This window comes from Cellulomonas sp. EB106-03-03-XG116 (genome assembly GCF_058792015.1).
Map to the genome: position 1 here is coordinate 70,661 of NZ_JBYTEP010000009.1, position 19,308 is coordinate 89,968.

General features: G+C 75.9%; 20 protein-coding genes. 11 read left to right on the forward strand and 9 right to left on the reverse strand.

Going from position 1 to position 19,308, the window contains the following annotated elements; translation table 11 throughout:
• Both AC3WUG_RS06155 and AC3WUG_RS06160 read right to left on the reverse strand, forming a co-directional pair.
• Positions 1-1,341, reverse strand: a complete 1,341-nt coding sequence (locus tag AC3WUG_RS06155) for an AI-2E family transporter (RefSeq protein ID WP_492326856.1) — start codon at positions 1,339-1,341, stop codon at positions 1-3.
• Positions 1,338-2,567, reverse strand: coding sequence for a cystathionine gamma-synthase (locus tag AC3WUG_RS06160; protein ID WP_492326891.1), 1,230 nt, complete (start codon positions 2,565-2,567; stop codon positions 1,338-1,340). Before AC3WUG_RS06160 ends, AC3WUG_RS06155 begins: the two co-directional genes overlap by 4 nt.
• A gap of 126 nt (positions 2,568-2,693) precedes the next feature.
• Between AC3WUG_RS06160 and msrA the strand changes: the two genes are divergently transcribed.
• From msrA to AC3WUG_RS06180, 4 genes are all read left to right on the forward strand, one after another.
• Positions 2,694-3,362 (forward strand): peptide-methionine (S)-S-oxide reductase MsrA, encoded by a 669-nt coding sequence (msrA, locus tag AC3WUG_RS06165; protein ID WP_492326857.1) that lies wholly within the window; start codon positions 2,694-2,696, stop codon positions 3,360-3,362.
• A 189-nt stretch (positions 3,363-3,551) separates the two neighbouring features.
• Complete coding sequence (locus AC3WUG_RS06170) at positions 3,552-4,289, forward strand: HEAT repeat domain-containing protein (protein ID WP_492326858.1); 738 nt, start codon at positions 3,552-3,554, stop codon at positions 4,287-4,289.
• 76 nt (positions 4,290-4,365) lie between these two features.
• Complete coding sequence (locus tag AC3WUG_RS06175) at positions 4,366-5,118, forward strand: hypothetical protein (protein WP_492326859.1); 753 nt, start codon at positions 4,366-4,368, stop codon at positions 5,116-5,118.
• Positions 5,115-5,525 carry a VOC family protein gene (locus tag AC3WUG_RS06180; protein ID WP_492326860.1) on the forward strand — a complete coding sequence of 137 codons (411 nt, stop codon included), beginning with the start codon at positions 5,115-5,117 and terminating at the stop codon, positions 5,523-5,525. Before AC3WUG_RS06175 ends, AC3WUG_RS06180 begins: the two co-directional genes overlap by 4 nt.
• 151 nt (positions 5,526-5,676) lie before the next feature.
• Here the strand turns inward: AC3WUG_RS06180 and deoD are convergent, their stop codons facing one another.
• Together deoD and AC3WUG_RS06190 are read right to left on the reverse strand one after the other, a co-directional pair.
• Positions 5,677-6,393: a purine-nucleoside phosphorylase gene (gene deoD / locus AC3WUG_RS06185; RefSeq protein WP_147795801.1), complete on the reverse strand. Its 717-nt coding sequence runs from the start codon at positions 6,391-6,393 to the stop codon at positions 5,677-5,679.
• Between the two features lie 116 nt (positions 6,394-6,509).
• Positions 6,510-6,914, reverse strand: a complete 405-nt coding sequence (locus tag AC3WUG_RS06190; protein ID WP_492326861.1) for an FKBP-type peptidyl-prolyl cis-trans isomerase — start codon at positions 6,912-6,914, stop codon at positions 6,510-6,512.
• 126 nt (positions 6,915-7,040) lie between these two features.
• Between AC3WUG_RS06190 and AC3WUG_RS06195 the strand changes: the two genes are divergently transcribed.
• Positions 7,041-8,309 carry an FAD-binding protein gene (locus AC3WUG_RS06195; protein ID WP_492326862.1) on the forward strand — a complete coding sequence of 423 codons (1,269 nt, stop codon included), beginning with the start codon at positions 7,041-7,043 and terminating at the stop codon, positions 8,307-8,309.
• Positions 8,310-8,361: 52 nt separating this feature from the next.
• Here AC3WUG_RS06195 and AC3WUG_RS06200 read toward each other — a convergent pair whose 3' ends face one another.
• Positions 8,362-9,768 carry a cystathionine beta-synthase gene (locus AC3WUG_RS06200; RefSeq protein ID WP_492326863.1) on the reverse strand — a complete coding sequence of 469 codons (1,407 nt, stop codon included), beginning with the start codon at positions 9,766-9,768 and terminating at the stop codon, positions 8,362-8,364.
• A gap of 98 nt (positions 9,769-9,866) precedes the next feature.
• Positions 9,867-10,724: a Bax inhibitor-1/YccA family protein gene (locus AC3WUG_RS06205; protein WP_492326864.1), complete on the reverse strand. Its 858-nt coding sequence runs from the start codon at positions 10,722-10,724 to the stop codon at positions 9,867-9,869.
• A gap of 268 nt (positions 10,725-10,992) precedes the next feature.
• Here AC3WUG_RS06205 and AC3WUG_RS06210 point away from each other — a divergent pair, with 268 nt between their 5' ends.
• From AC3WUG_RS06210 to AC3WUG_RS06225, 4 genes are all read left to right on the forward strand, one after another.
• On the forward strand, positions 10,993-11,949 hold the full coding sequence (locus AC3WUG_RS06210; protein WP_492326865.1) for an ABC transporter ATP-binding protein: 957 nt from the start codon (positions 10,993-10,995) through the stop codon (positions 11,947-11,949).
• Positions 11,946-12,803, forward strand: coding sequence for an ABC transporter permease subunit (locus AC3WUG_RS06215; protein ID WP_492326866.1), 858 nt, complete (start codon positions 11,946-11,948; stop codon positions 12,801-12,803). Before AC3WUG_RS06210 ends, AC3WUG_RS06215 begins: the two co-directional genes overlap by 4 nt.
• 19 nt (positions 12,804-12,822) lie before the next feature.
• The gene (locus tag AC3WUG_RS06220; RefSeq protein ID WP_492326867.1) at positions 12,823-14,406 is read left to right on the forward strand and encodes a sensor histidine kinase; all 1,584 of its coding nucleotides are present in this window, start codon (positions 12,823-12,825) and stop codon (positions 14,404-14,406) included.
• A gap of 71 nt (positions 14,407-14,477) precedes the next feature.
• Positions 14,478-15,101 (forward strand): response regulator, encoded by a 624-nt coding sequence (locus tag AC3WUG_RS06225; protein ID WP_492326892.1) that lies wholly within the window; start codon positions 14,478-14,480, stop codon positions 15,099-15,101.
• Between the two features lie 50 nt (positions 15,102-15,151).
• Here the strand turns inward: AC3WUG_RS06225 and AC3WUG_RS06230 are convergent, their stop codons facing one another.
• Positions 15,152-16,384, reverse strand: a complete 1,233-nt coding sequence (locus tag AC3WUG_RS06230; RefSeq protein ID WP_492326868.1) for an MFS transporter — start codon at positions 16,382-16,384, stop codon at positions 15,152-15,154.
• A gap of 103 nt (positions 16,385-16,487) precedes the next feature.
• Here AC3WUG_RS06230 and AC3WUG_RS06235 point away from each other — a divergent pair, with 103 nt between their 5' ends.
• A complete protein-coding gene (locus tag AC3WUG_RS06235) occupies positions 16,488-16,946 on the forward strand; it encodes a MarR family winged helix-turn-helix transcriptional regulator (RefSeq protein ID WP_492326869.1) in 459 nt (152 codons plus the stop codon).
• 137 nt (positions 16,947-17,083) lie between these two features.
• Positions 17,084-17,986 (forward strand): siderophore-interacting protein, encoded by a 903-nt coding sequence (locus AC3WUG_RS06240; protein WP_492326870.1) that lies wholly within the window; start codon positions 17,084-17,086, stop codon positions 17,984-17,986.
• Positions 17,987-17,990: 4 nt separating this feature from the next.
• Here the strand turns inward: AC3WUG_RS06240 and AC3WUG_RS06245 are convergent, their stop codons facing one another.
• Both AC3WUG_RS06245 and AC3WUG_RS06250 read right to left on the reverse strand, forming a co-directional pair.
• Positions 17,991-18,305 (reverse strand): sulfurtransferase TusA family protein, encoded by a 315-nt coding sequence (locus tag AC3WUG_RS06245; protein WP_492326871.1) that lies wholly within the window; start codon positions 18,303-18,305, stop codon positions 17,991-17,993.
• A gap of 31 nt (positions 18,306-18,336) precedes the next feature.
• The gene (locus AC3WUG_RS06250; protein ID WP_492326872.1) at positions 18,337-19,173 is read right to left on the reverse strand and encodes a GAF and ANTAR domain-containing protein; all 837 of its coding nucleotides are present in this window, start codon (positions 19,171-19,173) and stop codon (positions 18,337-18,339) included.
• Between the last annotated feature and the right edge of the window lie 135 nt (positions 19,174-19,308).

Consider the following 19,308-nt stretch of genomic DNA (forward strand, 5'->3'; position numbering starts at 1 on the left):
TCAGGCGGGGTGCTCGTCCGGGCCGCGACGCGCGCCCCCGGCCCCGCGCGCGCCGCCGGGCTCCACGCCCGCCGTGGCGTCGCCCCCGGCGCGCAGACGCCCGCGCCCGCCGAGGCGCCGGCGCCCGAACACGCCGGGGGGCCGGAGCGTCACGTGGTCGTCGGTGCCGAGCTCGGGGAACTTGTCGTGCCCGTGCAGATACAGCAGCACCGTGTTGAGCACCGCCGCGATCGGCACCGCGAACAGGGCGCCGACGATGCCGGCGGCCAGGGAGCCCGCGGCCACCACCAGCAGCACCGCCACCGGGTGCAGGGACACCGCGTGGCCCATGAGGAACGGCTGCAGCACGTGCCCCTCGATCTGCTGCACCAGCAGCACCACGCCGAGCATGATCAGCGCCACGACCGGGCCCTGCGCGACGAGCGCGACCAGCACCGCGACGGCGCCCGTCGCGATCGCGCCGACGATCGGGATGAACGAGCCGACGAACACCAGCGTCGCGAGCGGCACCGCCAGCGGGACGCCGAGGACCGCGGCGCCGATGCCGATACCGGTCGCGTCGACGAACGCCACCAGGATCTGCGTCCGGGTGTAGCCGGAGAGCGTGACGATGCCGCGGCGGCCCGCCTGGTGCACCCGCTCGCGCACGGTGATCGGCAGCAGGCCGACCAGCCAGGTCCAGATGGTCCGGCCGTCGAGCAGGAAGAAGAACGTGCAGAACAGCGCGATCAGCGCGCCCGCGGCCACGTGGCCGACGGTGGTGGTGACCGACAGCGCGCCGGAGACCAGCGTGCTGGCGTTCTCGCTGATCTGGTCGCGGCCCTGCTGGACGAGGTCGTCGAGCTGGCTCGTGCTCAGCCCGAGCGGGCCGTCCGACAGCCACTGCAGCGCCTCGTCGACGCCCTGGGACGCCTGGTCGTACAGGTCGCCGAAGCCGCTCGCGATCGACCGCCCCGCCAGCACGACCAGCCCGGTCACCACGGCCAGGAGCAGCAGCACGGACGTGATCGCCGCGAGCCCCCGCGGGAACCGCAGGCGGGCGCTGAGGAACCGCGCGACCGGGGCGAGCAGCACCGTCAGCAGCAGCGCGATCGCGACCGAGACCACGATGACCTTGAAGAACCCGACGACCCACAGCCCGGCGGCGGTGGCCGCCGCGATCAGCAGGAACCGCCAGGACCAGGCCGCCGCCGCGCGCACCGACGGCGCGACCGACTGCTCGGCCGACCAGCCCGGGGGCGCCTCCCCGGACGCGAGGTCACCCTCGTGCAGCACCGGCGCCGGCGCGGCGGGCTCGCCCGGGCGGGTGCGGCCCCGACCGCCCCGGCGCGGGGTCGTCATGCCAGCGCCTGCGCCAGGTCCGCCAGCAGGTCCGCCTCGTCCTCGATGCCGACCGACAGCCGGACCAGGTCGTCCGGGACCTCCAGGTCCGTGCCCACCACGGAGCCGTGCGTCATGCGCGCGGGGAGCTCGATCAGCGACTCGACGCCGCCCAGCGACTCGGCCAGCGTGAAGACCTTCGTGCGGGCGCAGATGCGGTCGGCGCGCTCGGCGCTGCCCGCGCGGAACGACACCATGCCGCCGAACCCGGACATCTGCCGCGCCGCGACCTCGTGGCCCTCGTGGCTCTCGAGCCCGGGGTAGATGACCTGCGGGACGTCGTCGCGCGCCTCGAGGAACGCGGCCACCGCGGCGGCGTTCGCGCAGTGCCGGTCCATCCGCACCGCGAGGGTCTTCAGCCCGCGCAGCGTCAGCCACGAGTCGAACGGCCCGGCGACCGCGCCCGAGGCGTTCTGGTGGAACGCGACCGCGTCCGCGAGCGCCGTCGTGCCCGTGGGCCCGTCCAGCCCGACCGGGAGCTGCGCGCCGTCCGCGACGACGAGCGCGCCGCCGACCACGTCGGAGTGCCCGCCGATGTACTTGGTGGTCGAGTGCACGACCACGTCCGCGCCGAGCGCGATCGGCTGCTGCAGGTACGGCGTCGCGAACGTGTTGTCGACGACGAGCACCGCGCCGGCCGCGGCGGCGTGGGCCGCGAGCGTCGCGACGTCCGCGACGCCCAGCAGCGGGTTGGTCGGGGTCTCGAGCCAGATGACCTTGGTCTGCCCCGGGCGGATCGCCGCCAGCACCGCCTCCGCGTCCGACAGGTCGACCGCCGTGTGCTCGACGCCCCACGGGCCGAACACCCGGGCGATGAGGCGGTACGTGCCGCCGTACGCGTCGTTCGCCATCACGACGTGGTCGCCGGGGCGCAGCACCGCGCGCAGCAGGGTGTCCTCCGCCGCCAGGCCGGACGAGAACGCGAAGCCCGCGCCGCCGCCCTCGGCCGACCGCAGGGCCTCCTCGAGCGCCGCGCGGGTCGGGTTGCCCGACCGCGAGTACTCGTAGCCGCCGCGCAGCCCGCCGACGCCGTCCTGCTTGTACGTCGACACCTGGTAGATCGGCGTCACCACGGCGCCCGTGGCCGCGTCCGGGTCCTGGCCCGCGTGGATCGCGCGCGTCGCGAACCCGGCCGACGACCAGTCGCCGTGGTCCGTGTGCTGGTCGAGGTCGCCCGTGGCGGCCAGGGTCGGGGTGCTGTCGTTCGCGTCCGTCACGTGCCCAGGCTAGGCCCCCGCCCCGGCCGGTGCCGCGCGGGAACACGCGGGCCCGCGCGCGGGTTGAGCGTGTCGGACCCGTGGAAGGGAGTCACCATGAACTGGCTGTTCGGATCCGCCCTCAAGTCGACGATGGTCGAGCCAGAGCGCGCGCTGAAGGGGCACGAGGGGTACACCTACTCCGTCCCCGCCACCCACACGGTGCTGGGCACGCCGCTGCAGGGCCCGTGGCCCGAGGGGACCCGGACGATCGTGGTCGGCATGGGCTGCTTCTGGGGCGCCGAGCGCATCTTCTGGCAGCTGCCGGGCGTCGTCAGCACCTCGGTCGGCTACCAGGGCGGGTACACGCCGTACCCGACGTACGAGGAGACGTGCACCGGCCTGACCGGGCACGCCGAGGTGGTCCAGGTCGCCTACGACCCGGCCGTCGTCTCGGACGCCGACGTGCTGCGCACGTTCTGGGAGTCGCACGACCCGACGCAGGGCTACCGGCAGGGCAACGACCGCGGCACCCAGTACCGGTCGACCGTCTACACGACGACGCCGGAGCAGGCCGCCGCCGCGGAGGAGACCCGCGCCGCCTACCAGCAGCGGCTGACCCAGGCCGGGTACGGGGAGATCACGACCGAGATCCGCACCGCGGACGAGGCCGGCCCGTACTACTACGCCGAGGACTACCACCAGCAGTACCTGGACAAGAACCCGAACGGGTACTGCGGCATCGGCGGCACGGGCGTCTCGTGCCCGCGCCCCCTCGACGCCTGACGGCGCACACCCGGACGGCCCGGTCCCCGCACGGGGGCCGGGCCGTCCGGGTGTGCGGGCGCCGCTCCCCCGCTCCCCCGCGCCCCGCTCGCCGAGATGGGACCCGCGCGCCGAGATAGGACCATGGACGGCCCGATCTCGGACGGAAGGTCCTATCTCGGCGCCGGTGGCGGCGCTAGCGTGCCGGGCATGGGCGGGAGCAGGGGCGCGCGGGAGCGGCACCGGGAGGACCTGCGGGGGCTGCTCGAGGACCCCGGCGCCGTGCGGGCGCACCTCGCGGCCGGGTCGGGGCTGCCCGGGCCGCGGGCGAACCTCGAGCTCCTGGGCGCGTTCGCCGACGTCACGCCCGCGGACCTCGTGCTCGCGTTCGCCGAGGACCCCGACGACTACCTGCGCTGCTGCGGCACCGACGGCGTCGGCCGGCTCGTCCTGGAGGCCCCCGCCGCCGGCCGCGAGCCGCTGACCGCCCTGCTCCGCACCCGGGCCGCCGACGGCTCCTGGCGGGTTCGCGAGTCCGCGGCGATGGCGCTGCAGCGGATCGGCGACGCCGAGCCCGGCACCCTGCGCGCGCTCGTCGCCGACTGGGTCGCGGACCCCGACCCGCTGGTCCGCCGGGCCGCCGTCGCCGGGGTGTGCGAGCCGCGGCTGCTCCGGGACCCGGCGACCGCGGCGGCCGCCCTGGACGCGTGCGCGGCCGCCACGGCCTCGATCGCCGCGCTCCCCGCCGGCGACCGCCGCGACCCCGGCGTCCGGACGCTGCGCCAGGCGCTCGGCTACGCGTGGAGCGTCGCGGTCGCGGGCGACCCCACCGCGGGACTGCCGCGGTTCGCCGCGCTGCGAGCGTCCGACGACGCCGACGTGGCGTGGGTCGTGCGCGAGAACGAGAAGAAGGCGAGGCTGCGCCGGCTGCTCGACCTGCCCGGCTGACCCGCACCCCCGCCGGGGCACGCGTCCCCGGCCATACCCGACCGACACGCCTTCCGGCCGACCCCGAGGACCCCCCGTGCCGCCCACCGCCGACGACCGCGCCGCGCCCGCCCCCGAGGCCCGCGCCGCGCGCCGGGACCGCCGCCGGGCCGGCGTCGCGCTGGCGATCGTGCTGCCCGTCCTGCTCGCCGGCGGCTGCGGCCCGGAGTCCGCGCTCCCGCCGGCCGCCGAGGTCGCCGACGCCGGCCCGGACTGCCTCGCGGACGAGGTGCTGTGGGGGCTGGGCCTGACCCCGCCGGACGGGCGCGACCGGCCGGGGCCCGAGCCCGGGGCGGTCCCGGCGGACTTCGACGCCGTCGCGGTCGTCGACTGCCGCGGCGGGTGGCGCGCGCCGCTCGACATCCAGCCGGAGCCCAGCGCGCCGGCCGAGCGGATCGACCGCCTCGCGCCGGGGGACGTCGTGACCGCGGGTCCCGGGCTCGTGGACGACCTCGCGGAGAACGAGAGCGACCTCCAGGACCTGCCCGCCGTGCCGGAACCGGTGCCGGCGCCCGTCTCCGTCACGGTCGTGGAGGCCGAGCTGCGCGGCGACCTCGGCCCGCTGCTGGCGGCGCTCGCCCGGCCCAGCCGGCAGCCGGTCCCCGGCGAGGCCTGCCCGGCGATGTGGCAGTCTCGCCCGGTGATCTACCTGGTCGACGCCGACGGGCGTGCCGTCCTCGCCAGGTGGCCGACGACCGGCTGCGGGTTCCTGCTCGACGACGGGGCGCCCGGCCTGCTCGACGCCCTCGAGGTCGTCCGCGAGACCCCGCGCACGGCGGAGGCCGCATGACCCGGGGCGCGGTGCACCACGTCGAGCTGTGGTTCGCCGACCTCCCGCGCGCCGAGCGGTCCTGGGGCTGGCTGCTCGGCGCGCTTGGCTACGCCCGCACCCGCGAGTGGGCCGGCGGGTGCGGGTGGTCGTGGGGCGGCGCACCGGGCGGTACCGACGTCGTGCTGGAGTCCGGCCCGGACGTGGTCGACGCCCCGCACGAGCGGCGCCGGCCCGGCGTGAACCACCTGGCGTTCCACGCCGGGACGCGCGCGGAGGTCGACGCGCTGGTGCGCGAGGCGCCGGCGCACGGCTGGACGCTGCTGTTCGCCGAGCGGCACCCGCACGCCGGCGGCCCGGACCACTACGCCGCGTACCTGGAGGACGGCGAGGGCCTGGAGGTCGAGCTGGTGGCCGCCCCCGCCTGACCGCGGGCCGGCCGTCGACCGTCGACAGGGCATCCGACACGTCGAGTGCCTATCCGGCGGATAGGCACTCGACGTGTCGGATAGGCACTCGGCGCCAGTCCGGGGCCGCGCCGGGCAGGCCGCGGCCGGCGCCCCGGCGCGCCGGCGCGGGTCAGGCCGCGGTGGCGAACGCGCGGAGCGCCATCTGCACCGCGTGGTCGAACAGCTGCTCGCGCTCGTCGGCGGTGAGCTCGTTCGGCTGGAACGTGAAGTCGGAGATCGACAGCAGCGCCAGCGCCTTCGCGCGCTCCCGGTCCGCGACGGCGTACAGCCCGGCGGCCTCCATCTCGACCGCGAGCGTGCCGTGGTCGATCAGCGCCTGGGTGCGCTCGGGCCGGTTCGAGTAGAACGAGTCCGACGTGAACACCGCGCCGGCCTGCGCGCGGGCCCCGGGGACCTCCGCGGCGGCGGCGAACGCGGCGGCGGCCAGGCCGAAGTCCGGCACGTGCGAGTAGTGCACGCCGGAGATGCGGTGCTCGCTGACCCCGGAGTCGGTGTGCGCGGCGGTCGCGACCACGACGTCGCCGAGCTCCAGCGTGCGCGCCATGCCGCCCGCGGTGCCGATGCGGATGATCCGCTGCACGCCGTAGAACCGGAACAGCTCGGTGGCGTAGATCGAGATGGACGGCACGCCCATCCCGGACGCCATCACCGACACCGGGCGGCCCTGCCACGTGCCGGTGTAGCCGAGGATGCCGCGCACCTCGGTGACCAGGCGCGCGTCGTCGAGCACGGTCTCCGCGATCCGGGTCGCCCGGCGCGGGTCGCCCGGCATGAGGACGTCGGGGGCGAAGTCGCCGGGCTGGGCGGAGATGTGCGGGGTGGGCATGGCGGGCTCCTCGGGAGGTCGGGGCGGGCGGGGCGGTGCCGGGTGCGGACGCGCGGCCGCCGCCCGGCCCGGGGGTCCGGGCTCGGGCGGCGGCCGAGGTGGTGCGGGGTGCTGCGTCAGTGCGTGCCGACGATGTCGACGACGAACACCAGGGTGTCGCCGCCGCGGATGCCGGCCTGCGGGACGCCGCGGTCGCCGTAGCCGAGGTGCGACGGGATCGACAGCAGGACGCGCGAGCCGACGGGCTGGCCGACCAGGCCCTCGTCCCAGCCGCCGATGACGGCGCCGACGCCGATCGGGAACGAGATCGAGGAGCCGCGGTCGTACGAGTTGTCGAAGACGTTCCCGTTCCAGGTCTGGCCCAGGTAGTGGACCTCGAGGTCGTCGCCCGCCTCGACCAGCGCGCCGTCGCCGGGCGACAGCACGACGACCTCGAGCTCGGCGGGGGCGTCGCCCTCCGGGAACGTCAGGGTCGGCTTCTCACCGAACGAACCGGTGGCCTCGGGCAGCGTGGCGGGCATGACGTCTCCTCGATCAGGTAGCGGCGTACCCCCCCATCCTGCACGGTGCGCTCCCCGGCCCGCGAACGCGCCCGGGTTACGGTCGTGCCCGGCGGGCGAGGGGCGCCCGCCGGGACGGGAGCACCGATGACGCTGACCACCTGGGCCGGGAACCTCACCTACGCCGCCGCGCGCGTGCACGAGCCGCGCACGGTCGAGGAGGTGCAGGAGGTGGTGGCCGGCGCCCGTCGCGTGCGCGCGCTCGGCACCCGGCACTGCTTCAACGCCGTCGCCGACACCCCGCACGACCTGGTGCGGCTCGACGGGCTGGACCCGGCGGTCGAGATCGACGCCGCGGCGCGCACCGTGACCGTGGCGGCGGGCACCCGGTACGGCGCCCTCGCCCGGGAGCTGCACCCGCGGGGCTGGGCGCTGCACAACCTCGCGTCGCTGCCGCACATCTCCGTCGCCGGCGCCGTCGCCACCGCGACGCACGGGTCCGGCGACCGGTCCCGGAACCTCGCGGCCGCGGTCGCCGGCCTGGACCTGGTGACCGCCGACGGCACGCTGCGGCGCCTCGCCCGCGGGGACGCCGACTTCGACGGTGCGGTCGTCGCGCTGGGCGCCCTCGGGGTCGTCGTCCGCGTGACGCTCGACGTCGAGCCGACGTACGACGTCGCCCAGGAGGTGCACACCGATCTGCCGTGGGACGCGGTGCTGGCGCACCTGGACGAGATCACCGGCTCCGCCGACTCGGTCAGCCTGTTCACCGACTGGTCCGCCGCCGGCGTCCGGCAGGTCTGGCGCAAGACGCGCGTCGCCCCGGGTGCGACCTACGAGCCGCGGGCCGACGTGTTCGGCGCCCGCCCGGCACCCGGGCCGCTGCACCCGCTGCCCGGCATCGACCCGGTGAACTGCACCCAGCAGCTCGGGGTCCCGGGCCCGTGGCACGAGCGCCTGCCGCACTTCCGCCTCGAGTTCACGCCGAGCAACGGCGACGAGCTGCAGTCCGAGTACCTGGTCCCCCGCGCGCACGCGGTGGCGGCGATCGAGGCGCTGCGGGGGCTCGGCGACCTGGTCGCGCCGCTGCTGCAGGTCGCCGAGATCCGCACGATCGCCGGCGACGACCTGTGGCTGAGCACCGCGGAGGGCGGCGACCGGGTCGGCCTGCACTTCACCTGGCTGCCGCGGCAAACCGAGGTCGAGGCGGTCCTCCCCCGCATCGAGGCCGCGCTCGCGCCGTTCGGGGCCCGGCCGCACTGGGGCAAGCTGTTCGACGCCGTGGGCGCGCCCGGGGCGGACCCACGGGACCTCTACCCCCGGCTGGACGACTTCCGCGCGCTCGTCGCGCGCACGGACCCCGACGGCACGTTCCGCAACGGGTTCGTCGACCGGCACGTGCTCGGCGCGGCCTGACCGGGGTGGGCCGGCCAGGGCGCGCGCCCCGGCGCGGCCCGGCCCGCTCGGGTCAGCGCGCCAGGAACGCCAGCAGGTCGTGCCGGGTCAGGACGCCGACGGGCTGCCCGTCGTCGACGACCATGAGCGCGTCGTGCTTCTGCAGCGCCTCGCGCGCCGACTCGACCGACTCGCCCGACCCGATCAGCGGCAGCGCGGCCGCCATGTGCCGGTCGACCCGGTCGGACAGCGACGCCGACCCGGAGAACACCGCGTCCAGCAGCTCGCGCTCGGACACCGACCCGGCGACCTCGCCGATCTTCACCGGCGGCTCCGCGCCGACGACCGGCATCTGCGAGACGCCGTACTCCTGCAGGATCTCGATCGCGTCGCGGACCGTCTCGTTGGGGTGCGTGTGCACGAGCGCCGGCACGCTGCCGTCCTTGGTGCGCAGCACGTCGGTGACCGTCGCCCCGGCCTCGGTGTCGAGGAACCCGTACGACCGCATCCACCGGTCGTTGAAGATCTTCGACAGGTAGCCCTTGCCGCTGTCCGGGAGCAGCACGACGATGATCGCCCGCGCGGCGGCCTCGGGGTCCTCCTCCTGGAGCCGGCGGGCCAGGCGCAGCGCACCCTCGACGGCCATGCCGCAGGACCCGCCCACCAGCAGCGCCTCCTCGCGGGCGAGGCGGCGGGTCATCGCGAACGAGTCCGCGTCGGACACCGCGATGATCTCGTCCGGGACGGACGGGTCGTACGCGGAGGGCCAGAAGTCCTCGCCGACGCCCTCGACCAGGTACGGCCGCCCGTCGCCGCCCGAGTACACCGAGCCCAGCGGGTCGATGCCGACGACCCGCACCGGGCCGCCGGCGGCCGCCGCGCGGTCGGCCGAGGCGTCGTGCAGGTACCGGCCGGTGCCGGTGATCGTGCCGCCGGTGCCGACGCCCGCGACGAAGTGCGTGACCCGGCCGTCGGTGTCGGCCCAGATCTCCGGGCCGGTCGACGCGTAGTGGCTCGCGGGGCCGTTGACGTTCGCGTACTGGTTCGGCTTCCAGGCACCCTCGATCTCCGTGACCAGCCGGTCGGAGACCGAGTAGTAGGAGTCGGGGTGGTCAGGCGGCACCGCGGTGGGCGTGACGACGACCTCGGCGCCGTACGCGCGCAGCACGTCGCGCTTGTCCTCCGACACCTTGTCCGGGCACACGAACACGCAGCGGTAGCCCTTGCGCTGGGCCACCAGGGCCAGGCCGACGCCGGTGTTGCCGCTGGTCGGCTCGACGATGGTGCCGCCCGGGCGCAGCTCGCCCGAGGCCTCCGCGGCCTCGATCATCTTCAGCGCGATCCGGTCCTTGGCCGAGCCGCCGGGGTTGAAGTACTCGACCTTGGCCAGGATCGTCGCCGAGAGGCCCTCGGTGACGGCGTTGAGCCGGACCAGCGGGGTGCCGCCGACGAGCTCGGAGATGTGCTGCGCGTACTTCACGGGTCTCCCAGGTGCGAGGGGTGCGGGACCGGGCGGGACGCACGACGGCCCCGCCGCCCAGCCTAGGGCCGGGCTGCGGGGCCGTCGTCGGGGGTCTGCTAGTCGCGGCCCTGCAGGATCGCGAGGATGCGCAGGATCTCGAGGTACAGCCAGACCAGCGTGACGATGAGGCCGAACGCGGCGGACCACGCGAGCTTGGCCGGGGCGCCCTGCTCGACGCCGCGCTTGATGGCGTCGAAGTCCATGATCAGGCTGGCGGCCGCGAGCCCGACCGCGAACAGACCGGCGAGGACACCGACCCAGCCGTTGCGCAGCGGACCGAAGCCGTCGCTCGACACGAAGAACATCATCACGACGTTGACCAGCGAGTAGGCCAGGTAGCCGACCATCGCGATGAGCAGCCACCGCGTGAACTTCGGGGTGACGCGGACCCGGCCGGACTTGAACAGGAACAGCGCAGCGCCGAACGTCGCGAACGTGGCGATCACGGCCTGCAGCACGATCGGCTGCACCGACTGCCCGTCGAAGGTCATGTTCTGGAACGCCAGGCTGATGCCGCCGAGGAACACGCCCTGCGCCACGGTGTACAGCGTGATGAGCAGCGGGCTCGGGTTCTTCTTGAACGCGTTCACCAGGCCGAGCACCAAGCCGACGACCGCGCCGATCGGCCACAGGCCGGGCGCGACGTTCCAGGTGGCGGCCGCGACGACGACGAGCAGCGCGAGCAGCCCGCCCGTCTTGATGATGACATCGTCGTAGGTCAGGCGGCCCGTGTCCCGGGTGGTGGCCGCGGGCGCGCCGTACATCTGCTCCAGCGACTGCGCCTCGATCACCGGCCCGGTGGCCGTGGCGCCGTACGCGCCGGGCTGCGCCGCGGTCTGCTGCGCGCGTCCGCGATTCCCGCGGGCGCGCGGGTCGCCGAAGACGGCGCTGTTGTTGAACACCGGGTTGGTCATCGGTCCTCCAGGGTCGGTTCGCGATCGAGCCGGCAGTGGCACTGACCCTAGAACGCCGCGACCCCCGCGGAAGTTCCCCGGACCCCCCACGCGCCCAGGACCATCCCCGCGGCCGACCCCGCGGTCCCCCGGGTCATCCCCACGGCGGAGGGCGTCGGCCGTGCGGGCGAGCCGGTGCCCCCGGAGGATCGGCCCCACGGACGTTCCGCGACGCGGCCCGGTTCCGTAGGTTCGTGCCGTACCCGGAGACCACCCCTGTGAGGACACCATGATCGAGGCCCACGGACTGACCAAGAGATACGGGCAGAAGACCGCCGTCGCCGGCATCGACTTCACCGTCCAGCCCGGCAAGGTCACCGGCTTCCTCGGCCCGAACGGCGCCGGCAAGTCGACCACGATGCGGATGATCATGGGCCTCGACCGGCCCACGTCCGGCACCGTCACCGTCAACGGCCGCCCGTACGCGCAGCTGAGGTCGCCGCTGACGGAGGTCGGCGCGCTGCTCGAGGCGAAGGCCGTGCACTCCGGCCGCTCGGCGACCAACCACCTCCGCGCCCTCGGCGCCACGCACGGCATCGGCCGCAAGCGCGTCGACGAGGTCATCGAGATGACCGGGCTCGGCCAGGTCGCCGGCAAGCGGGTCGGCGGCTTCTCGCTCGGCATGGGCCAGCGCCTCGGCATCGCGGCGGCCATGCTCGGCGACCCGCGCACGCTCATCCTCGACGAGCCGGTCAACGGCCTCGACCCCGAGGGCGTGCTGTGGGTGCGCAACCTGGTCAAGCACCTCGCCTCCGAGGGCCGGACGGTGTTCCTGTCCTCGCACCTGATGAGCGAGATGGCGCTGACCGCGGACCACATCCTCGTGATCGGCCGCGGCAAGATCATCGCGGACGCCCCGGTCGACGAGATCGTCTCGGCCGCCTCCGGGAAGTCCGTGCGGGTGCGCAGCCCGCACGCGTCCCGGCTGGCCGAGCTGCTGGCCGCGCCGGAGGTCACCGTGACCTCGGTCGAGGCGGGGCTGCTCGAGATCACCGGCGCGAACGCGCAGGCGGTCGGCGAGCTCGCCGCCGCGAACGGCCTGGTGCTGCACGAGCTGACCCCCGTGCAGGCCTCGCTGGAGTCCGCCTACATGTCGCTCACCGCGGACGCGGTCGAGTACCACTCCACCGCGGCCGGCTCCGCCGACGCCGCGACCACCCCGCTCCCCGAGGAGGCCCGGCGATGAGCGCCGCGACCGCGACCGCACCCGTCCGCACGCGCGTGGACGCGCCCCGGGTGACCTTCCCGAAGCTCGTCCGCTCCGAGTGGATCAAGTTGTGGACCCTCCGCTCGACCTGGTGGGTCGTGATCATCACGGTGCTCGCCCAGGCGGGCTTCACCTGGATGGGCACGTACTTCACCCTGCAGAACGTGAACCCCGAGGAGCTGGGGATGTCCGGCTCGACCGTCGGGCCGAGCTTCGTCCAGAGCGGCATCATGATCGGCCAGCTCGTGATCTCCGTGCTCGCCGTCCTGGCGATCACCGGCGAGTACTCCACCGGCTCGATCCGCTCCACGTTCGCCGCCGCACCCCGGCGGGTGGACGCGGTCCTCGCCAAGGGCGTCGTCGTGCTCGTCGTCGCCTTCGTCACCGGCGCCCTGGCCACGCTGCTGTCCTGGGCGCTGATCACCCCGTCGCTCGGGGACGCCTACGCGATCGACCTGTCCGACGAGATCCACCGCCGGGTGCTGATCGCGATGCCGCTCTACCTCATGGGCGTCGCGCTGTTCTCGTTCGCGATCGGCGCGCTGCTGCGGGTGTCCGCCGCCGCGCTCGCCACGGTGTTCGGCGTGTTCCTGGTCGTCGAGACGCTGTTCTCGGCGTTCCCGAACATCCGCGTGCTCGCCGAGACGGCGCCGTTCCTGCCGTCCAACGCCGGCTTCCAGGTGCTGTCGACCTCGACCGAGAGCATCGACGCGCTCCGGGCGGCCAGCGACGTCGCGGTGCTCACGCCGTGGCAGGGCTACGCCGTGCTGATCGCGTGGGGCGTCGTGCTCCTCGGGGCCGCGCTCGTCCTGGTGCGCCGCCGCGACGCCTGACCCGCGCCGGCACCCTAGGGTGGCCCCGTCCCGGACCCGGGACGGGGCCGCCGCCGTCTCCCGTCGCCCCTCTCCCGCGGCCCCGGCCGCACCGCCCCACCCGGGCGCCCGACCCCCGGAGGACCCGCTGAGCACCGCACCGGACCCCGCGCCCGCCGCGTTCACCGAGCTGGACGCCCGGCGGCTCGGTCGGGTGCGCCGGTTCTTCGCCCTGCACCCCCGCGCGTCGGACGTCCTGGTGTGCGCGTTCTTCGCCCTGTCGGCGATCTCCGCCGTCGGCCCTGTCGTCGACGGGCGGGGCCCGAACGTGGGCGTGGCGCAGGACACCGTGCGGCTGTCGGGCGGCGCGGCGGCGCTCTCGCTCGCGCTCACCGTGCTCGCGCTGGCCGCGCTCTGGTTCCGCCGGCGCTGGCCCGTGCGGATCACCGCCGCCCTGGGCGCGGCGACCGTGCTGCAGGTGCTGCTCACGGGGTCCGTCGGGGCGGGCGACGTCGCGCTCGCCCTGGGCCTGTACGTGGTGGCGGCCACCCGGCCGCAGCGCCAGGGCTGGATCCTGCTGGGCGCCGCGAGCCTCGCGGTGCTCGGCGCGTTCCTGCTGTGGGGCGCGGCGCTCCGGCCCGACGACTCCGGGCTGAGCATCGACATCGGGTCGATCCTGGTCGCGGGGCTCGTCGCCCTGGCGGTCGGCGCCAACGTCCGCAGCCGCCGCCTGCACACCCGCGCGCTGGTCGCGCGGCACCAGCAGCTCGTGGACGCCGGCGAGCAGCACGCGAAGCTGGCCGCCGCCGCCGAGCAGACCCGGATCGCCCGCGAGATGCACGACGTCGTCGCGCACGGCCTGACGGTGATGATCGCCCTGTCGGACGGCGCGCGGGTCGCCGTCCGCCGGTCCCCCGACGAGGCCGTCGCCGCGCTCGACCTGCTGTCGGAGACCGGGCGCGCGGCGCTCGCCGACATGCGCCGGATGCTCGGCGTGCTGCGCGGGGCCGACGTCCCGCTCGAGCCGCAGCCCGGCTCCCAGGACCTGGAGTCGCTGGTCCAGCAGTTCCGCGCGGCCGGGCTCACCGTGCACCTGACCACCGCCGGACCCGCCCTGCCGGGCGACGCCGCCCTCGCGCTGACGGTGTACCGGGTGGTGCAGGAATCCCTGACCAACGCCCTGCGGCACGCCGGCGGCGGCGCCCGGGTGGACGTCCTCGTCCGGCACGGCGCCGGGCGGGTGGGCATCGAGGTCGTCGACGACGGCGGCGTGGCCGACCCGGTGGCCGACGCCGGGTCCGAGCCCGGCCGGCTGAGCCGCCTGGGCGAGCGGCTGGCCGACCGCCGCGACGACCCGCTCGCCGCCCGCACCGACGCCGAGGGGGTCGCGGTGGCGGTCCCGGCGACGCCGGCGGCGCGCGGCGGCCGCGGGCTGGTCGGCATGCGCGAGCGCGCCGCGGTCTACCGTGGCTCCGTGGCCGCCGGGCCGTACCGGACGGGGTGGCGGGTGCACGTCGAGCTGCGCACCGACGACCTCGCCACGCCGGTACCTCCGGCCCCGCCCGCACCGCCCGCGCCGTCCGGCGCACCCGCACGACCCGCCCCGACCGAGGAGCCCGCGTGACCCCGACCGACGACGGCACGGCCGCCGCGCCGATCCGCGTCCTGCTGGTGGACGACCAGCCCCTGCTGCGCATGGGCTTCCGCCTCGTGCTCGACGACGAGGACGACCTCACCGTCGTCGGCGAGGCGGGCGACGGCGCCGAGGCGCTGCGGCAGATCGCCGCGCTCGACCCCGACGTCGTGCTGATGGACGTCCGGATGCCCGGTACCAACGGGATCGAGGCCACCGAGCGGATCGTCGCCGCCGGGTCCCGGTCCCGGGTGCTCATCCTCACCACGTTCGACCTGGACGAGTACGCGTTCGCCGCCCTGCGGGCCGGCGCGAGCGGGTTCCTGCTCAAGGACGCCCGCCCCGCCGAGCTCACGGCCGCCATCCGCGCCGTCGCGACCGGCGACGCCGTCGTCTCCCCGCGGGTGACCCGGCGGATGCTCGAGCTGTTCGCCGAGGAGCTGCCGAGCGAGCAGGCCGCCCCGGCGCCGCGCGGCGACGCCCGGGCGGACGAGCTGACCCAGCGCGAGCGCGAGGTGCTGCTCGCCGTCGCCGAGGGCCTGTCGAACGCCGAGGTCGCCGAGCGGCTGTTCCTGTCCGAGGCCACCGTGAAGACCCACGTGGGGCGGATCCTCGCGAAGCTCGGGGTGCGGGACCGGGTGCAGGCGGTGGTGTTCGCCTACGAGGCGGGGCTCGTGGGGCGCTGACCCGGCACCGACCCGGCACCGCGTGGGCGCCGGGTCCGGCCCGGCCGGGGTCAGACCTCGCCCAGCGCCTCCTCGGGCGCGCCCTCGACGGCGCGCGCCGCGCGGTCCCACTGCCGGAACGGCAGCCGCTCGCCGACGGCCGCCGCCATGGCGCGGCCCTTCCACGCGAACGCGACCACGCCGATCAGCAGCACCGCCGCGCCGACCCAGTACGGGGCGGTCGCGCTCACCGGGTGCAGCAGGCCCGCGATCACCGGTGCCGGGGCCGCGAAGCCCCAGCGGACCAGGTTGAACGCCGCAGTCGTGGTGCGCCGCTCGGCGCCGCCGAGGCCGAGGGCCAGGTCCGTCAGGTTCGCGTTCGCGATGCCCATGCAGACGCCCGCGAGCACCAGCACCACGACGGACTCGGCCGTCCCGGCGCTCGTCGCGAGGAGCACGAGCGCGACGAGCAGGCCCGCGATCGCCACGCCCACCGTCGCCACCGCGCCGATCCGGTGCGCCAGCCGGTGGCCGACCACCAGGATGCCGACGGCCAGGCCGATGCCCCAGGCGGTGAAGACGAGGCCGAGCGGGATCACGTCCAGGCCGAGGAACACCGGGGTGTAGCCGAGCACCACGAAGAACACGAAGTTGTAGGCGGCGGTCACGACGCACAGCGTGCGGAACGCCGGGCGGCGGAACGGCTGCCAGACGTCGCGCAGCGTCAGCGCCGACGGCGGGTCCTGCGGGTCGCGGAGCCGGGTGACCGACATCGCCAGCGCGATCAGCATGAACACGCCGCACGCGGCGAACGGCACCCGCCAGGAGATCTGGCCGAGCAGGCCGCCGATCAGCGGGCCGACCGCGAAGCCGAGGCCGACGCAGGTCTCGAACAGCTCGACCACCCACTCGCGGTCGGTGGCCAGCGCGACCAGCAGCACCATCGCGGTCGCGAAGAACATGGCGTTGCCGAGGCCCCACAGGCCGCGGAGCACCGCCAGCTCGAGGATGTTGCCGGAGAGCGCGGCGAGCACGGCGGCGGCCGCGACCACGGTCACGCCCGTCGCGAGCACCTTGCGGTAGCCGTACCGGCCGGTGGCGATGACCGCGGGGATCATGCCCACCGCCATCACGACCAGGTACGCGGTGAACAGCAGCTCGATCTGCCAGGTGGAGGCGCCGATCTCCTCGCCGATCACCGGGAGGATCGGGTCGACCACGGCGATGCCCGCGATCGCGAAGAACGCGGTCAGGGCCGTGGCGTAGATGGCGGTCTTGTTCGGTTCGGGGTGCCGGCTGGGCATGGGTGTCCTCGGGAAGTCGTCGTCGGGTATATCTGTACTATACAGGCTTATGGCCCGGCCGGACGTGGCAGACTTCCGGGGCCGACCCGAGGACGAGGTGACCATGCAGCCGGACGACTCCCTGCGCACGATCGAGGCCCAGGTGGCCATGCTGCTGCGGCTGTCCGACCGGACCCGCCGCGCCGGTGCGCGCGCCCGCGGCGAGATCGAGCGCTCCGCCTACCTCGTCCTCGGCGTCCTCGCCGAGGAGGGCCCCACGAGCGTCAACGCCATCGCCGACGCCCTGCGGCTCGACCCGTCGACCGTCACCCGGCAGGTGCTCGCGATGGAGCAGGCCGGGCAGGTCGTCCGCACCGCCGACGCCAGCGACGGGCGGGTCACGCTGGTCCGGCCCACCGAGGCCGGCCTGGAGGGCCTCGAGCGCACCCGTGAGGTCCGCGCGCGGCTGTACGGCGAGGTCCTCGACCGCTGGTCCGCCGACGACCGGGCCGACCTCGCGCGCCTGCTCACCCGGCTCAACGCCGACGTCGACACCTGGGGACGCGCGCACGGCAGCCGGTGAGACGCGCGTCTCCCGCGCGTGACGCGCCGCTGCCGACCACCTACGCTCGACCCGACGCACCGGCCACGCCCCCGGGCCGCGCGTCCACCGCACGCCGACCCGTCCGGCACCTCGAACCACTGGAAGGTGCTCCCCGCGTGACCTCGACCGAGCCCGTGACCACCCCGCGCCGCCCGCCGCGGACCGCCCTGCGCGCCACCGTCGTCCGCGCCGAGCACCTCAGCCCGGCGCTCGTCCGGGTCACCCTCGGCGGCCCCGGAGTCGCCGGCTTCGCGCCGTCCCCGCACGCCGACTCCTACGTCAAGCTGGTGTTCCTGCCCGGCGTGGGCACGACCGCCTCCGGCGCCGACGTCCTCGCCACCTGGACCACCCCCGACGGCCGCGTCGACATGGAGGCCGCCCGCGCGGCCCTGCCGCCCGAGCACCAGCCGCGGATGCGGACCTACACCGTGCGGGGCTTCGACGACCTCGAGCTCACCCTCACGATCGACCTGGTCGTGCACGGGGCCGAGGGCATCGCCGGACCCTGGGCCGCGACCGCCTCGCCCGGGGACGAGGTCGTCGTGGTGGGCCCGGGCGGGGGCTACTCCCCCGACCTCACCGCCGACCACCACCTGCTCGCCGGCGACGCCTCGGCGCTGCCCGCGATCGCCGTCGCGCTGGAGCGGCTCGGCGGCGCGGCCTCCGGGCACGCCGTCCTCGAGGTGCACGACCGCGCCGAGGAGATCCCCCTGCACGTCCCCGACGGCATCGCCCTGCACTGGGTGCACGCCGGCGACGCCGCCCCCGGCGCGCGGCTCGTCGAGGCCGTGCGGGCCCTGCCCTGGCCGGTGGGGCGCGTGCACGCGTTCGTGCACGGCGAGGCGGGCTCCGTGCGCGACCTGCGGCGGTACCTGCGCGTCGAGCGCGGGCTCGGCAAGGCCGACCTGTCGATCTCGGGCTACTGGCGGCTCGGGGCCGACGACGAGGGCTGGCGCGCGGGCAAGCGCGACTGGCTGCGCGGGATCGAGGACGCCGAGGCGGCCGCGGGGCTGGACTGAGGGCTCAGGCGCCCGTGGCCACGTGCCAGGGACGGTCCGGGTCCGTGGGGCGCGCGTCCGCGGCGACCTCGATCGCGTACGTCGCGGGCGGCGGCCCGTCCGGCACCGGTCCGAGGTAGCGGTGGCCGGTCATCCGGCACCACGCCGGCAGGTCGATCGGCGCCACCGGGTCCGACGTCGTCAGGTGCACGACGGTGCCGGGCGGCAGCTCCCGGGCGCGGGCCCGCAGCAGCACGAGGAGCCGGGCGCAGCCGAGGTCGCCGCCGTCGAGGTGCACGGGGGCGCGGGGCACGGTCGCGTCGTCGGGCGGGGTGGGCACCCTCGGACTGTACCGAGCCCGCCGGGGCCGGTCAGCCGACCGACGCCGGGCGCCCGGTCGCAGGGGCGTCCACGACGTGCCCGCCGACGGTCGGCTCGCCCGCGGCCGACCCGGCGCCGCCGCGCGGCGCGGGCTCGTCCCGCTGCCCGACCAGGCCCGCCGCCGGCTCGCCCGCGCCGGGGCCGCCGGACGGACCACCGACCCCGATCGCCCCCGCGACCAGCGCCGCCGCCACCTCGCGCGGGTCCCCGGTCGCGGACAGGGACCTGAGGTGCGCGAGCGCCTCGGACGCGTCGCAGCCGCGCTGGGCCATGACGACCCCGACCGCGCGGTCGAGCACGACCCGCGACCGGCTGCCGGCGAGCAGGTCGTCCATCGTCTGCGCGAGCTCGATGATCTCGTCCCGGGCGGCGACGACGGCCGCGATGCCGTGCGCCAGCCCGAGCGCGCGCGGCGTCACCCCGGACCAGTCCGGCGTGGCCGGCGAGTAGAGGGACAGGTGCACGGTCACGTGCCCGTAGGTGCCCGGCACGACGAGCGCCGAGCGGAAGCCCTGCACCCGGCAGGCGTGGCTCCACACCGGCCACCGGTCGTCGGCGGCGACGTCCGGGACGGTCACCGGGGCCCCGGTCGACCGGACCAGGTACCGCGGCCCGAGCCGGTGCCGGTCCTGCACGGCGTCGCACCGGGCCACCGCGACGGAGGCGGCCGAGAGCCACCGGTCGCAGCCTCGGACGGTCGCGGCAGAGCACGCGGAGGCCTCGACGCCCAGTGTGCGGGCGGCGTGGCGCGTCAGCGTGTGGATCAGCGCGTCCAACGAGGCGTCGGCGTCGACCCGCACGACCTCGTCGGACCCTCGGGTGGCCATGGTGCGGTCCTGACGTGGTGGGAGCACGCTGCGCAGCGCTGCACAGGCCGTCAGTGTCCGCCCGCGCGGCCGGGGGCCGGTCTCTTCTCCACATCTCCCAGCCCACGAGACATGGCGCCTGATCTGGGGGGGGGG

What these genes read in the sequence shown, in the direction of transcription:
- AC3WUG_RS06155 (WP_492326856.1), bottom strand. Translation starts at nt 1,341, where the DNA reads ATGACGACCCCGCGCCGGGGCGGTCGGGGCCGCACCCGCCCGGGCGAG.
- msrA (WP_492326857.1), top strand. Translation starts at nt 2,694, where the DNA reads ATGAACTGGCTGTTCGGATCCGCCCTCAAGTCGACGATGGTCGAGCCA.
- AC3WUG_RS06170 (WP_492326858.1), top strand. Translation starts at nt 3,552, where the DNA reads ATGGGCGGGAGCAGGGGCGCGCGGGAGCGGCACCGGGAGGACCTGCGG.
- AC3WUG_RS06180 (WP_492326860.1), top strand. Translation starts at nt 5,115, where the DNA reads ATGACCCGGGGCGCGGTGCACCACGTCGAGCTGTGGTTCGCCGACCTC.
- deoD (WP_147795801.1), bottom strand. Translation starts at nt 6,393, where the DNA reads ATGCCCACCCCGCACATCTCCGCCCAGCCCGGCGACTTCGCCCCCGAC.
- AC3WUG_RS06190 (WP_492326861.1), bottom strand. Translation starts at nt 6,914, where the DNA reads ATGCCCGCCACGCTGCCCGAGGCCACCGGTTCGTTCGGTGAGAAGCCG.
- AC3WUG_RS06195 (WP_492326862.1), top strand. Translation starts at nt 7,041, where the DNA reads ATGACGCTGACCACCTGGGCCGGGAACCTCACCTACGCCGCCGCGCGC.
- AC3WUG_RS06205 (WP_492326864.1), bottom strand. Translation starts at nt 10,724, where the DNA reads ATGACCAACCCGGTGTTCAACAACAGCGCCGTCTTCGGCGACCCGCGC.
- AC3WUG_RS06210 (WP_492326865.1), top strand. Translation starts at nt 10,993, where the DNA reads ATGATCGAGGCCCACGGACTGACCAAGAGATACGGGCAGAAGACCGCC.
- AC3WUG_RS06215 (WP_492326866.1), top strand. Translation starts at nt 11,946, where the DNA reads ATGAGCGCCGCGACCGCGACCGCACCCGTCCGCACGCGCGTGGACGCG.
- AC3WUG_RS06225 (WP_492326892.1), top strand. Translation starts at nt 14,478, where the DNA reads ATGGGCTTCCGCCTCGTGCTCGACGACGAGGACGACCTCACCGTCGTC.
- AC3WUG_RS06230 (WP_492326868.1), bottom strand. Translation starts at nt 16,384, where the DNA reads ATGCCCAGCCGGCACCCCGAACCGAACAAGACCGCCATCTACGCCACG.
- AC3WUG_RS06235 (WP_492326869.1), top strand. Translation starts at nt 16,488, where the DNA reads ATGCAGCCGGACGACTCCCTGCGCACGATCGAGGCCCAGGTGGCCATG.
- AC3WUG_RS06250 (WP_492326872.1), bottom strand. Translation starts at nt 19,173, where the DNA reads ATGGCCACCCGAGGGTCCGACGAGGTCGTGCGGGTCGACGCCGACGCC.